Source organism: Streptomyces sp. SL06 (genome assembly GCF_058244745.1).
Window position 1 is genome coordinate 643,426 of sequence record NZ_JBSYOT010000002.1, and the last position, 13,853, is coordinate 657,278.

Annotated in this window: 12 protein-coding genes and 1 pseudogene; 7 read left to right on the forward strand and 6 right to left on the reverse strand. The window is 71.8% G+C overall.

Features of this window, described 5'->3' with window-relative positions; translation table 11 throughout:
• The first annotated feature begins 26 nt into the window (after positions 1–26).
• Together AC4IHM_RS03265 and AC4IHM_RS03270 are read left to right on the forward strand one after the other, a co-directional pair.
• Positions 27–1,193 (forward strand): phytanoyl-CoA dioxygenase family protein, encoded by a 1,167-nt coding sequence (locus AC4IHM_RS03265; protein WP_490865566.1) that lies wholly within the window; start codon positions 27–29, stop codon positions 1,191–1,193.
• Between the two features lie 77 nt (positions 1,194–1,270).
• Positions 1,271–2,275 (forward strand): Gfo/Idh/MocA family protein, encoded by a 1,005-nt coding sequence (locus tag AC4IHM_RS03270; protein WP_490865567.1) that lies wholly within the window; start codon positions 1,271–1,273, stop codon positions 2,273–2,275.
• Between the two features lie 100 nt (positions 2,276–2,375).
• On the opposite strand, the gene AC4IHM_RS03275 is transcribed toward AC4IHM_RS03270, so the two are convergent.
• The 4 genes from AC4IHM_RS03275 to AC4IHM_RS03290 are packed head-to-tail and all read right to left on the reverse strand — an operon-like array spanning position 2,376 to position 6,309.
• On the reverse strand, positions 2,376–3,278 hold the full coding sequence (locus tag AC4IHM_RS03275; RefSeq protein ID WP_490865568.1) for a sugar phosphate isomerase/epimerase family protein: 903 nt from the start codon (positions 3,276–3,278) through the stop codon (positions 2,376–2,378).
• A 1-nt stretch (position 3,279) separates the two neighbouring features.
• On the reverse strand, positions 3,280–4,203 hold the full coding sequence (locus AC4IHM_RS03280) for an ATP-binding cassette domain-containing protein (RefSeq protein ID WP_490865569.1): 924 nt from the start codon (positions 4,201–4,203) through the stop codon (positions 3,280–3,282).
• 7 nt (positions 4,204–4,210) lie between these two features.
• A complete protein-coding gene (locus AC4IHM_RS03285) occupies positions 4,211–5,287 on the reverse strand; it encodes an ABC transporter permease (RefSeq protein WP_490865570.1) in 1,077 nt (358 codons plus the stop codon).
• The gene (locus tag AC4IHM_RS03290; RefSeq protein WP_490865571.1) at positions 5,287–6,309 is read right to left on the reverse strand and encodes a sugar ABC transporter substrate-binding protein; all 1,023 of its coding nucleotides are present in this window, start codon (positions 6,307–6,309) and stop codon (positions 5,287–5,289) included. Before AC4IHM_RS03290 ends, AC4IHM_RS03285 begins: the two co-directional genes overlap by 1 nt.
• A gap of 237 nt (positions 6,310–6,546) precedes the next feature.
• Between AC4IHM_RS03290 and iolC the strand changes: the two genes are divergently transcribed.
• The 5 genes and pseudogenes from iolC to AC4IHM_RS03315 all read left to right on the forward strand — a co-directional run bounded on the left by iolC (position 6,547) and on the right by AC4IHM_RS03315 (position 12,031).
• A complete protein-coding gene (gene iolC / locus AC4IHM_RS03295) occupies positions 6,547–7,509 on the forward strand; it encodes a 5-dehydro-2-deoxygluconokinase (RefSeq protein ID WP_490865572.1) in 963 nt (320 codons plus the stop codon).
• Positions 7,510–7,522: 13 nt separating this feature from the next.
• Positions 7,523–8,410, forward strand: coding sequence for a Cgl0159 family (beta/alpha)8-fold protein (locus AC4IHM_RS03300; RefSeq protein ID WP_490865573.1), 888 nt, complete (start codon positions 7,523–7,525; stop codon positions 8,408–8,410).
• Between the two features lie 40 nt (positions 8,411–8,450).
• Positions 8,451–9,344, forward strand: a complete 894-nt coding sequence (gene iolB / locus AC4IHM_RS03305; protein WP_490865574.1) for a 5-deoxy-glucuronate isomerase — start codon at positions 8,451–8,453, stop codon at positions 9,342–9,344.
• Positions 9,341–11,213 (forward strand): annotated as a pseudogene (gene iolD, locus AC4IHM_RS03310) (3D-(3,5/4)-trihydroxycyclohexane-1,2-dione acylhydrolase (decyclizing)). Before iolB ends, iolD begins: the two are co-directional and overlap by 4 nt.
• A gap of 32 nt (positions 11,214–11,245) precedes the next feature.
• A complete protein-coding gene (locus AC4IHM_RS03315) occupies positions 11,246–12,031 on the forward strand; it encodes a GntR family transcriptional regulator (RefSeq protein ID WP_490865575.1) in 786 nt (261 codons plus the stop codon).
• A gap of 30 nt (positions 12,032–12,061) precedes the next feature.
• On the opposite strand, the gene AC4IHM_RS03320 is transcribed toward AC4IHM_RS03315, so the two are convergent.
• Positions 12,062–12,964 carry an aminotransferase class IV gene (locus tag AC4IHM_RS03320; protein WP_490865576.1) on the reverse strand — a complete coding sequence of 301 codons (903 nt, stop codon included), beginning with the start codon at positions 12,962–12,964 and terminating at the stop codon, positions 12,062–12,064.
• Complete coding sequence (locus tag AC4IHM_RS03325) at positions 12,961–13,629, reverse strand: PAS domain-containing protein (protein WP_490865577.1); 669 nt, start codon at positions 13,627–13,629, stop codon at positions 12,961–12,963. Before AC4IHM_RS03325 ends, AC4IHM_RS03320 begins: the two co-directional genes overlap by 4 nt.
• Between the last annotated feature and the right edge of the window lie 224 nt (positions 13,630–13,853).

A 13,853-nucleotide genomic window follows, 5' to 3' on the forward strand; every position in this document is an offset into this window, starting at 1 on the left:
CCCTCCCTGTCCCCGGAAAGGACGAGATGTCCGCCACTCCCGCCCCCGCCGCGTCCCGCCCTGCCCCGCCGTCCGAGGGGGACTGCGATCTCGACGCGTTCCGCGCCCTCGTCGAGCGGCCCACCGACCTCGCCGGCCACCCGCGGGCCGCCGCCGTCGAGCAGAACGTCCTCGTCTACGACGCCGGCCGGCTGCACGACGACCGCGAGACGGCGGCCGAACTGGTCCGTGCCCTCGCCGACGGCCCCGGCATCGTCGTCCTCAAGGGCGCCTTCCCCGACCCGGCGGTCGTCGACCGGACCACCGCGGTGTTCGACGCCCTGATCGCCGAGCAGCGCGCCTCCGGGGCCGGCGCCGGCGACCACTTCGCCGCGCCCGGCGCCAACGACCGGGTGTGGAACGCCCTGGAGAAGGCGGCCCTGCGCGATCCCGGGGCGTTCGCCGAGTACTACGCCAACGAGACGCTGGCCCTGGTCGCTCGGGCCTGGCTCGGCCCCGGCTACCAGGTCACCTCCCAGGTCAACGTGGTCAATCCGGGCGGCGCCGCCCAGACCGTCCACCGCGACTACCACCTCGGCTTCCTCTCCAACGAGGCCGCCGCTGCCTATCCGGCGCATGTGCACCGCCTCTCCCCCGTGCTCACGCTCCAGGGCGCGGTCGCGCACTGCGACATGCCCGTGGAGTCCGGGCCGACGATGTACCTGCCGCACTCCCAGAAGTACGAGCCGGGCTATCTCGCCTGGCGACTTCCGCGGTTCCAGGCCTACTTCGAGTCGCACCACGTCCAACTGCCGCTCGCCAAGGGCGACGCCGTGTTCTTCAACCCCGCGCTGTTCCACGCGGCCGGCGCCAACCGCTCCGCGGACATCCGCCGCATGGCCAACCTGTTGCAGATCTCCTCCCCGTTCGGCCGCGCCATGGAGACCGTGGACCGGGAGGCGGTGGCCAACGCCGTCTACCCGGTGCTGCTGAAGCGCCGGGCCGAGGGAGCGGACGAGCGCCGGCTCGACCATGTGATCGCCGCGAGCGCCGAGGGGTACCCCTTCCCCACCAACCTCGACAGCGACCCTCCGGTCGACGGGCCGGCCCCGCCCTCGCAGGCGGACCTCGTACGGCGCGCGCTGCGCGAGGAGTGGACGCCGAAGGCCCTGCGCGAGGCGCTGCGGGCCGGCCGCGAACGCCGGGAGAGCTGAGAGAAAAGCGGGCCCGGCGCGCAACGGCGCCGCACCCACCGCACCGCACCACATCGTCACCAAGGAGCAAGACCCGTATGCGTATCGGAATCCTCGGCCTCGGCCGCATCGGCGCCTTCCACGCCGAGACCCTCTTCGGACTCGACGCCGTCGACTCGCTGGTCTTCACCGATCCGTTCGCGGACGCGGCGAAGACCGCCGCCGAACGGTTCGGCGCCGAGGTCGCCGACTCGCCCGAGGCGGTGCTGTCCGCGGGGGTGGACGGCGTGGTGGTCGCGGCGGCGACCGACGCCCACCCGGACCTGATCCTGGCCGCCGTCGACGCCGGCGTGCCCGTCTTCTGCGAGAAGCCCGTCGCCCGCACCATGGCGGAGGGCGTCGCGGTGCTCAAGGCGGTCGCGGACCGTGACGTGCCGATCCAGATCGGCTACAACCGCCGCTTCGACGCCGGGTTCGCCGCAGCGCGGGCGGCCGTGCGCGGCGGCGAGCTGGGCAAGCTGCACACCGTACGGTCCACCACGCTGGACCCGGCGCCGCCGCCCGCCGCGTACGTCGCCGCGTCCGGGGGCATCTTCCGGGACTGCTCGGTGCACGACTTCGACATCATCCGCTGGGTGACCGGCCGCGAGGTGAGCGAGGTGTACGCCGTCGGCGGCAACCGGGGCGCCGACTACATCGAGGAGGCGGGCGACGCCGACACCACCGGCGCGCTCCTCACCCTGGACGACGGCACCATCGCCGTGGTCTCCAACAGCCGCCACAACGCGCGCGGTCACGACGTGCGCATGGAGCTGCACGGCTTCGCGGACTCCATCGCCGTCGGCCTGGAGGACAGGCTGCCGCTGCGTTCGGTCGAGCCGGGCGCGGTCTTTCCGGCCGGCACTCCGCACGACTTCTTCATGGACCGCTTCGCCGCCGCCTACCGCGCCGAACTCACCGCGTTCACCGAGGTGGTGGCCGGCACCCGGCCGTCTCCCTGCACGGTCGAGGACGCGCTGGAGGCGGGCTGGATCGCCGAGGCGTGCACCCTGTCGCTGCACGAGCACCGGCCGGTGACGCTCGCGGAGGTGCGGCGGGGGTGAACCCGCGGTGCGGGCCGGCGGGCCGCGCGGTCGGTCCGCCGGCCCGCCGCCGCGTGGCCGTGGTCCCCGGTCGTGCCCCGGCGGGGCGCCGAGGGTCCGGTCAGGCCCCGCAGGAGCGCAGGAACGCGCGGGTGCGTACCGCGATGGGCAGGGGCGTGTCCGGCTCGCAGGGGTACATGTCCTGCTCGACGATGGCGAACAGGTCGACGCCCAGCTTCTGGGCCGCCGTGAGAACCGGGCCCAACTCCGGTACGCCGCCCGGTGGTTCGCACATCACGCCGCGCTGCACGGCCGGCCCGAAGGGCACTTCGTCCGCCCGTACCCCGGCGAGGATCTCCGGGTCGACCTGCTTGAGGTGGAGGTAGCCGATGCGCTCGCCGTAGGTCTCGATCAGCTTGACGCTGTCGCCGCCGCAGTAGGCGTAGTGGCCGGTGTCCAGGCAGAGGTTGACGAGGTCGGAGTCGGTGGCGTCGAGGAAGCGCTCGACGTGCTCCTCGGTGTCGATGTGGGTGTCGGCGTGCGGGTGGACGACGATGTCCAGGCCGTAGGTCTCCCGCACCTCGCGGCCGAGCCGTTCCATGCCCCGGACCAGGTGGGCCCACTGCTCGCCGGTCAGCTCGGGCGGCTCCAGGATCTCGGCGGTCTTGTCGTCGCGCCAGAAGGACGGGATGACGACGAGGTGCTTCGCGTCCATGGCCCGGGTCAGGGCCGCCACGCGGCCGACCTGCTCCCAGGTGGCGTCCCACTCGGCGGGGCCGCGGTGCAGCCCGCAGAAGATGGTGCCCGCGGAGACCTTGAGGCCGCGCCGGGTCACCTCGTCGGTGAGCCGGGCCGGGTCGGTGGGGAGGTAGCCGTAGGGGCCCAGTTCGATCCAGTCGTAGCCGGACTCCGCGACCTCGTCCAGGAACCGTTCCCACGGCACCTGCCGGGGGTCGTCCGGGAACCAGACGCCCCAGGAGTCGGGGGCCGAGCCGACGCGGATGCGGTCCAGGGCGAAGGGCATGTCAGGTCTTCCCCTCGACGGATCCGGACGCGGCGGTGGCGGGTGCGGGGGACTTCGGCTCCTCGTCCGGGAGCGCCTCGACGTCGACCCCGCCGACCTGGGCCAGTTCGTGCTTGAGGGCGGTGAGTTCGGCGCCGCCCGCCATGTGGTTGGTGAGTTCCTCCAGGGTGATGTCGGCGCGGGCCGCGCTGAGTTCGAGGGTGCCCAGACGCAGCACGCTGAAGTGGTCGCCGACCATGTAGGCGTGGTGGGGGTTGTGGGTGATGAAGACGACGCCGAGGCCGCGTTCGCGGGCGGCGGCGACGTACTTGAGGACCACGCCGGACTGCTTGACGCCGAGGGCGGCGGTGGGCTCGTCCAGGATCAGGACGCGGGCGCCGAAGTAGACGGCGCGGGCGATGGCGACGCACTGGCGCTGGCCGCCGGAGAGGGTGCCGATGGGCTGTTCCAGGTCGTCCAGGACGATGCCCATGTTGCGCAGTTCCTCGTCGGCGGTCCGCTTCATGCGGGCGATGTCGAGGCGGCGCAGGGGCCAGGAGCCCTTGGTCATCTCGGAGCCGAGGAAGAAGTTGCGCCACACCGGCATCAGGGGCACGGTGGCGAGATCCTGGTAGACGGTGGCGATGCCGCGGGCCAGCGCGTCGCGCGGGGTGGTGAAGCGCACGGACTCGCCGTCGACGAGGAACTCGCCCTCGGTGTGCTGGTGCAGCCCGGAGATGATCTTGATGAGGGTGGACTTGCCCGCGCCGTTGTCGCCGAGCACGCAGGTCACCCGGCCGGGGTGGATGGCGAGGTCGACGCCGTGCAGGGCGCGGATGTTGCCGTAGGCCTTGCCCGCGCCGCGGAGTTGGACGATCGCCCGGTCCTGCTCCGGCTCGGTGTCCGGGAGGACGGCCCCGTGGGTGCCCGTTGTCTTGCCGGTCATTTCCGGGTCACCTCCGGGTCGCCGCGCGGCGCACGTACAGGTTGATGAGGACGGCGCCGAGGAGCATCACGCCGAGGAACGCCTTGAACCAGTCGGGGTTCCAGCCGGCGAAGACGATGCCCTGGTTCACCATGCCGAACATGAAGGCGCCGAACACCGGGCCGATGGCGGAGCCGTAGCCGCCGGTGAGCAGACAGCCGCCGATCACCGCCGCGGCGATGTAGATCAGCTCCTGGCCGACGCCCTCGCCCGACTGCACGGTGTTGTACGAGAACAGCTGGTGCATGCCGACGAACCAGGCGCCGAAGCCGACCAGCATGAACAGCGTGATCTTGGTGAAGGCGACGGGGACGCCGACCGCGCGGGCGGACTCCCGGCTGCCGCCGACCGCGAAGATCCAGTTGCCGTACTTGGTGCGCAGCAGCACCCAGGTGGCGAGGGCGGCGAAGACCAGCCACCACAGGACCGTGACCTTCACCTGGACGCCGCCGATGTCGAAGGACGAGGCGAACAGCGCGTGGGCCTGGTCGAAGCCGTCCATGTCGCTGATGTCGTCGGTGGCGACGTTGCCGGTGACCAGCTTGGTGACCGCGAGGTTGACGCCCTGGAGGATCAGGAAGGTGCCGAGCGTCACGAGGAAGCTGGGCAGACCGGTCTTCATCAGCACCCAGCCGTTGAACGCGCCGACGGCGAGGGAGACGACGAGGGCGACGACCACGCCCATCCAGACGTTCATGGTGAGCTGGTAGCTGAGCATGCCGGCGGTGAGCGCCGAGGTGATCACGGCGACGCCGGCCGACAGGTCGAACTCGCCGCCGATCATCAGCAGAGCCACCGGCAGCGCCATGATGCCGATGGTGGACGACTGGTACAGGACCGTCGCCATGGAGCCGCCGTCGCGCAGCGAGGGGGCGGCGATGAGGAAGAAGACGAACACGGCGACGGCGCCGAGGAAGACCCCGACCTCGGGGCGGGCGAGCAGCCGCAGCGTCAGGGAGCGCTCGCGGGTCCGCCCGTCGGACTGTTCCGGGCCGGGGGCCGGCGGTGTGGTCACCGCCGGCTCGGCCTGTTGGGTCGTGCTCATCACCGGGTGCCCTTCGAGGCGAACTCGGCGACGGCCTTCACGTTGGACTTGTCGACGAAGGCCGGGCCGGTCAGCACCGGCTGCTCGCCGCCGCCGCTGTAGTTGCCGTTGTTCTTGTAGAGCCACAGGCCGTCGACGGCGAGGTAGCCCTGGAGGTAGGGCTGCTGGTCGACGGCGAACTCGATGTCGCCCTTGTCGATGGCGCCGGTCAGTTCCTTGTTGAGGTCGAAGGTGGCGATCTTGACCTTGCCGCCGCCCTCGCCGACCGACTGCACCGCGGTCATGGCGAACGGGGCGCCGAGCGTGACGAGATGGTCGATGCCGCTGTCCTGCTTCAGCTTGGCGGTGATGGTCGACTTCACCGAGGGCATGTCGGTGCCGTTGACGTAGAGGTTCTCGACGGACCCCTCGAAGGTCTTCTTCATGCCGTCGCAGCGCTGCGTCAGGCCGACGTTGCCCTGCTCGTGGATCACGCAGACGACCTTCTTGGCGCCGTCCTCGTTGAGCCGGTTGCCGAGCGCCTCGCCGGCCACCGACTCGTCCTGGCCGAAGAACTCCATCAGGCCGAGCTTCTTCCAGTCCGCGAGGCCGGAGTTGAGCCCGACGACCGGTACGCCGGCCTTCTCGGCCTTGCCGAGGACGCTCCGCAGGGCGTCCGGCTTGGCGAGGGTGACGGCTATGCCGTCGACCTTCTGGTCGATCGCATTCTGCACCAGGTTGGCCTGGTTGCCGGCGTTCGGGTCGGCGGAGTAGACGAGCTTGATGTTGTCCTTGGCGGCGGCTGCCTCCGCGCCCTTGCGGACGATGTCCCAGAAGGTGTCGCCGGGCCCCTGGTGGGTGACCAGGGCGACGGTCATGCGGGGCGTGCTCGCCTTGCCCGCGGAGGCACCCGAGTCACCCTGTTCGTCGGCCTTCTTCCCGCCCGAGCTGCTGGAGCAGCCGGCGAGAGTCAGGGCCGCGGCGGCGGCGAGAGCCACGGCGGGGGCGAATCTGCGGGAGCGGGCGTGCGAAGAGCGGTCCATCTTTCCTGCACCTCACTGTGCGACTGTGCGACGGGGAAGCCGTGTGCCAGACCGGATGAGAACGGCTGTTGCGCTGGGACCGGAATACAAGTCCTTGCGGCGCCTGCTGTCAATACTTTGTTAAGACATCATTTCACTCGCAGGTCCGAATGTAAGTACAAACTATTGACACGGTCGCCTCGGAGTCATACACCTGGGAGGCGGCAGGCCCCCGCCCCAGCCCGAGGAGCGTCGCACATGGCAGAGCCAGTCCAGCATTTCGATCTGATCACGATGGGCCGCATCGGGGTCGATCTCTATCCCCTTCAGACGGGCGTGCCCCTGGCGGAGGTTGAGACCTTCGGCAAGTTTCTCGGCGGTTCGGCCTCCAACGTGGCGGTCGCGGCCGCCCGTCTCGGCCGTGCCACGGCCGTCGTCACGCGCACGGGCGACGACCCGTTCGGCGGCTATCTGCACCAGGCGCTCAAGGAGTTCGGCGTCGACGACCGCTGGGTCACGCCGGTCGCCGCCTACCCGACCCCCGTCACGTTCTGCGAGATCTTCCCGCCGGACGACTTCCCGCTGTACTTCTACCGCCGGCCCAAGGCGCCCGACCTGGAGATCCACCCGGACGAGCTGGACCTCGACGCGATCCGCGCGGCCTCGATCTTCTGGATGACCGGCACCGGACTGAGCGAGGAGCCGAGCCGTTCGGCGACGCTGGCCGCCCTCGCACACCGCGCCGGGTCCGGCACCACGGTCTTCGACCTGGACTGGCGCCCGATGTTCTGGACCGACCCCGACGAGGCCCGCCCGTACTACGCCGAGGCGCTGCGGCACACGACCGTCGCCGTCGGCAACCTCGACGAGTGCGAGATCGCCACGGGCGTGCGCGAACCGCGCGCCTGCGCCGAGGCGCTGCTGGCGGCCGGCGTGGAACTGGCGGTCGTCAAACAGGGCCCGAAGGGCGTCCTCGCCGTGCACCGCGACGGCCGGACGGCCGAGGTGGCACCGGTGCCGGTCGAGGTGGTCAACGGCCTCGGCGCGGGTGACGCGTTCGGCGGTTCCCTGTGCCACGGTCTGCTCGCCGGCTGGGAGCTGGAGCGGATCATGCGGTACGCCAACGCGGCCGGCGCCCTCGTCGCCTCCCGTCTCGCCTGTTCCTCCGCGATGCCCACCGAGGCGGAGGTCGACGACCTTCTCGCGCGAGCCACTCCCTGAACGGAGCTTCGTCTTGTCCCTCAGCATTCCCGACCTCACCGCGGTCCGAGCGCGCCGTCCGGAGGCCGTCGCGGAGGCCGCGGCCCGCCGCGCACGCCGGCCGTTGATCGGCGACTCCGGCCGTCTGATGATCGTGGCCGCCGACCATCCCGCGCGCGGCTCGCTCGGCGTCGGCGACCGCCGGCTCGCCATGGCCAACCGGGCCGACCTGCTGGAACGTCTGTGCACCGCGCTTTCCCGGCCCGGCGTCGACGGAGTTCTCGCCACCGCCGACATACTAGAGGACCTGCTGCTGCTGGGGGTGCTGGAGAACAAGGTCGTCATGGGTTCGATGAACCGCGGAGGTCTCGCGGGCGCCGCCTTCGAGATGGACGACCGCTTCACCGGCCACCGCGCCGAGGACATCGACCGGCTGCGCTTCGACGCGGGCAAGCTGCTGCTGCGCGTCGACTACGACGACCCCGGCTCCCTGACCACCCTGGAGGCGTGCGCCCGCGCGGTCGACGCCATGGCGGAGCGCAGGCTGCCGCTGTTCGTGGAGCCGTTCATCTCCCGCCGGGTCGAGGGCCGGGTCCGCAACGACCTGTCCGCCGAGGCGGTCACCCGGTCCATCGCCATCGCCTCGGGTCTCGGCGGCACCTCCGCCTACACATGGCTGAAACTGCCCGTCACCCAGGACCCGGACGACATGGGCGAGGTCCTGGAGACCTCCACGCTGCCCGCCGTCCTGCTCGGCGGCGACATAGGGGGCTCCCCCGCGGACCAGGCCGCCGCCTACGAGCGCTGGCGCAAGGCGCTCAGGCTGCCCACCGTGCAGGGCATGGTCGTCGGCCGCTCGCTGCTCTACCCGGCCGAGGGCAGCGTGGAACAGGCGGTGGACACGGCCGTCGGGCTGCTGTGAGCGCGGGAAGCGGAACCGAGGAGAGGAAGAGGACCCGGAGATGACGTATCACCTTCCCGCGGGCGAGGCGGCGAGCGGCCCGTACGTCGTGGACGTGACCCCGAAGAGCGCCGGCTGGGGCTTCTCCGGCCTGCGTGTGCTCCATCTGCCGCCCGGCGGCGCCCACACCTTCGACAGCGGCGACAGCGAGTGGATCGTGCTGCCGCTCAGCGGCGGCTGCACGGTCGCCATCGCCGACGACTTCGGTCAGGACACCTTCGAACTCACCGGCCGCGACAGTGTGTTCAGCGGCGTCAGCGACTTCGCGTATGTGCCGCGGGACGCCCGTACGACCGTGACGTCCACCGATGGTGGCCGGTTCGCGCTCACCGGCGCGCGCTGCACCCGCCGTCTGCCCAGCCGTTACGGCCCGGCGTCGGCGGTACCGGTGGAGCTGCGCGGTACGGGGAACTGCTCGCGGCAGGTCAACAACTTCGGTGCCGCCGGGGTGTTCGAGTGCGACCGGCTGATCGCGGTCGAGGTGATCACCCCGGGCGGCAACTGGTCCTCCTTCCCGCCGCACAAGCACGACGAGCACCTGCCGGGCGAGGAGTCGGTGCTGGAGGAGATCTACTACTTCGAGTTCACCGGCCACGAGGGCACCCCCGGCCTCGGCTACCAGCGGGTCTCGCCCTCCGGGCAGGGGCAGGGCACCGATGTGCTGGCCGAAGTGCGTGACGGGGACGTGGTGTTGATCCCGGACGGCTGGCACGGGCCGTCGATGGCGGTGCCCGGCCACCACATGTACTACCTCAACGTCATGGCGGGCCCGGAGACCGAACGCGCCTGGCTGATCCGCGACCACCCCGACCACGCCTGGATCCGGGACACCTGGACGGACCGGCCCATCGATGCCCGACTCCCCCTCTACACCGCACCGGAGAGGTCCGTATGAGCGCCGCCACCCGCCGGCTGACCACCGCCCAGGCACTGGTGCGCTTCCTGGCCGCGCAGTACTCGGAACGCGACGGCGTGCGCCACCGCCTGATCGCCGGCACCTGGGGCATCTTCGGCCACGGCAACGTCGCGGGCCTGGGCCAGGCGCTCGTCGAGTACGCCGACGCCATGCCGTACCACCAGGGGCGCAACGAACAGGCCATGGTGCACGCGGCCGTCGGGCACGCCCGCCAGCTCAACCGCCTGTCCGCGCAGGCGGTGACGACATCCATCGGTCCCGGCGCCACCAACCTGGTCACCGGCGCCGCCCTCGCCACGATCAACCGGCTGCCCGTCCTGCTGCTCCCCGGCGACTACTTCGCCTCGCACGCCGCGGACCCGCTGCTCCAGCAGTTGGAACACCCGGTCGAGGCCGACGTGTCCGTCAACGACACGCTGCGGCCCGTGTCCCGGTACTTCGACCGGATCACCCGCCCCGAGGCCCTGCTCGCCTCCGCGCTCCAGGCGATGCGCGTGCTCACCGACCCGGCCGAGACCGGCGCGGTAACCCTCGCGCTGCCCCAGGACGTGCAGGCGGAGGCGTACGACTGGCCCGAGGAGTTCTTCGCCGACCGCGTGTGGCGGGTAAGGCGTCCGGCGCCCGACCCGCTGGAACTGGCCGAGGCGGTCAGGGCGGTCCGCGCCGCCGGGCGCCCCCTGATCGTCGCGGGCGGCGGCATTCACCACAGCGAGGCCGAAGAGGCGCTGAAGGCGCTCGTGGACGCCACCGGCATCCCCGTCGCCTCCACCCAGGCCGGCAAGGGCGCGCTGCGCCACGACCACCCGGCCGACCTCGGCGGCATCGGCCACACCGGCACCGCGGTCAGCGACGATCTCGCCCGCACGGCCGACCTGGTGATCGGGGTCGGCACCCGCTACTCGGACTTCACCACCGCCTCCGGCACCCTCTTCCAGCACCCGGAACGTCCGCTTCCTGAACCTCAACATCACCGCCTTCGACGCCCACAAGCTCGCCGCCCGCACCCTGGTGTGCGACGCGCGGGCGGGGCTGACGGCGCTGGCGCAGGCACTGTCCGGGCACCGCGTGGACACGTCGTACGAGAGCGAGTACCGGGCCGGCAGGGCCCGTTGGGAGAAGACGGTCGAGGCCGCCTACCGCGCCGACGACGACAGTGCCGTGCCGACCCAGACGCAGGTGCTCGGCGCGCTGGACGCGGTCGTCGGGGACACGGACGTGGTGATCAACGCAGCCGGTTCGCTCCCGGGCGACCTGCACAAGCTGTGGCGGGCCCGCTCCCCCCGCCAGTACCACCTGGAGTACGGCTACTCCTGCATGGGCTACGAGATCCCGGCCGCGCTCGGCGTGCAGCAGGCCGCGCCCGGCACCGGCGTGTGGGCCCTGGTCGGCGACGGCACCTATCTGATGAACCCGACCGAGATCGTCACCGCCGTCCAGGAGAACCTGCCGGTCAGACTGGTCCTGATCCAGAACCACGGCTACGCCTCCATCGGCGGCCTCTCCGAGTCGGTGGGCGCCGAGCGCTTCGGCACCGACTACCGCCACCGCGCCGCCGACGGCACCTTCACCGGCGCCCCGCTCCCCGTCGACCTCGCCGCCAACGCGGCCAGCCTCGGCATGGACGTGCTGCGCGCCAAGACGGTGCGCGAGCTGCGCGAGGCGCTGACCACGGCCCGCGCGGCGACCCGCCCGACCTGCGTGTACGTCGAGACCGCCCCCGCGCGGGCCGTGCTCCCGGCCGAGGCCTGGTGGGACGTGCCGGTGGCCGAGGTGTCCGCGCGCGAGGCCGCCACCGAGGCCCGCGCCCAGTACGAACGCTCGGTCGCCGACCGGCGCCGCCACCTCTGACACACCGTCACCTACCGAACGGAGGCACGTCCATGGCGAAGTCCGGCGACCCCGCACGGGCCGAGACCGCCGCCGCGCTCAGCACCGTGGACTTCGCCCTGGACCGGAGCAGTCCGGTGCCGCTGTACTACCAGTTGGCCCGGCAGCTGGAGACGGCGATCGAACACGGTGTCCTCGCCCCGGGAAACCTCCTGGGCAACGAGGTCGACCTCTCCGTCCGCCTCGGTCTGTCCCGGCCGACCGTCCGCCAGGCCATCCAGTCCCTGGTCGACAAGGGGCTGCTGGTCCGGCGGCGCGGGGTCGGCACCCAGGTGGTGCACAGCCAGGTCAAGCGCCCGCTGGAGCTGAGCAGTCTCTACGACGACCTGGAGGCGGCCGGGCAGGGACCCTCCACCCGAGTGGTGCGCAACGAGGCGGTGCCGGCCCCCGCGGAGGTGGCGGCGGCCCTCGGCGTGGCGGAGGGCGTCGAGGTCGCGGTCCTGGAGCGGCTGCGCCTCACCCACGGGCAGCCGGTGGCGCTGCTGTGCAACTACCTGCCGGCCACCCTGCTGGACCTCGACAGCGCCCGGCTGGAGTCGACCGGCCTGTACCGGCTGATGCGCGCGTGCGGCATCACCCTGCACAGCGCCCGGCAGAGCGTCGGCGCCCGCATCGCATCCGGCGAGGAGGCCGCGCGCCTCGACGAGCAGGAGGGCGCCGCACTGCTGACCATGCAGCGCACGGCGTACGACGACACCGGGCGGCCGGTCGAGTACGGGACGCACCTCTACCGCGCGTCCCGGTACGCGTTCGACTTCCAGTTGCTGGTCAGGCCGTGACACCGGTCGGCGGGCCCGGTCCGGGCCCGCTCACAACGGCGTGCCGGGCAGCGTGCGGTAGGTCCGTGCGAGCCGGCTCAGGACGGGGTGGCCGGCGGGGAACTCCCGGTGGTCGATCCGGGTGACGGGCCGGACACCGGTGACGGCGTTGGTGGCGAACGCCGCCTCGCAGTCGTCGAGTTCGTCGACGGAGACCAGGTCGGTGGGGTCCGTTCCGGCGCGCCGTATCAGCTCCCTGGTGGTTCCGGCGAGGATGTCGCCGCCGGGCCACACCACCTCCCCGTCGCGCACCAGGCCGAGGTTCCAGGTGGCGCCCTCCAGGATCTCGCCGTCGGGTCCGGTGAGCAGCACGTCGTCCCAGCCTCCGCGTTGGGCGCCGCGCCGCAGGGCGAGAACGGCGGACAGGCCGACGGACTTCACCTCGGGCAGGCTCCTGCGGTGCACCACGGTCCGCACCCGCAGGGGGCCGGGGTCCGCGGCCGGGGCGGGCCGCGAGGTGACCAGGATCCGCGGTCTGGCGTCCCGGGCCAGGGCGCCGAGGTGCAGCGCGGGGTCGAACACCGTGACGCGGACGGTCCCGCGGCCCCGCTCCGGGGCGGCACGCCGGGCCAGGGCGCGTACCCGGGCGGGGTCGAGGGGGGCGTCGAAGAGTGTCCGGCAGTCGCGGATCAGCCGTTCCAGGTGGAGTTCGAGCCCCCTGACCCGGCCGTCCTCGACCAACAGGGTGGTGAAGTGGCCGTAGTTGGTCAGGGCGAGGGACATCAGGTCGTCGACACCCACCGGCTCTCCGTCCAGCTCGGCCGTGGCCGCGCCGGGAGGGGTGTCGTCGGAAGGGGTGTCGTACGTCGTGGTGCGCGCCCCGGGGAGCGGGGGGACGTGGCGCGGTGGTGCGGCGCCCGGATCTTCGGCGGACGGCGGGTAGGGGCAGCTCATTTGATGAAGTCCTCGACGACCTTCGGCGGCCAGGTGCCGACCTTGAGGACGCCCATCGAGTAGGCGCGGGAGACGAGCGCCGCGCGGTTGGGGACCTTCAGGGCGCGCAGCAGTCCGGTGACGTGGTATTCGACGCCCTGACGGCTGAGGTAGAGGCGCGAGGCGAGCGGGATGGTGGAGACGCCGGCGGCTATGCCCTCCAGGATGCGGGCGTCGATCTCGCTGAGGATCTTCTTGCGCGGTACGACGGCGGCGGCGCCCTCGGCCTTCTCGTCGGCGGCGGACATCATCACGAGGATGGCGGCCACCTCGGGGGTGTGGCTGTCGCGGACCGCCATGGCGCTGAGCGGGAGTATGGCGGCGTCTCCCGCCCGGCCGGTGGTGATCACCTCGGTGGCGAAGCGGTTCCGCTTGCCTTCCAGCATGCGTGCGAACTGCTGGCGCAGGGGCTGCTGGACGCTGGGGTGGACCAGGTCGCAGAAATCCCTGCCGCACAGACCGGCGGACGGACCTCCGAAGCGGCGGTCGAACTCCTGGTTGACCTGCTGGATCGTGAGGGTGGGATCGAGGCAGGCGACATACGCGTCGGGGCGGTCGAATCCGTCGGCGAGAGCGACGGATTCGGCCGGGGACCCGACGGGTACATCGGTCTGAGTGCGATCCATGAGCGTGGAGTGGGGGGTCGACCTCAAGGAACTCGGAACCCTTCTGCAATAGCACATACGGGAGGCGGGGATCGAACGTGCGTGGTAGCCCGTGCCTTGGCCTCATCGAAAGACGCGGCGGGGAAGCAGATGTTTCGGATGCTACGAACACGGTCTGCGGCCGGTCAACGCGAAAGCCCTCTGACCAGCCAATACTGTGGTATCCCCTACGGTGGGTTCGGTCC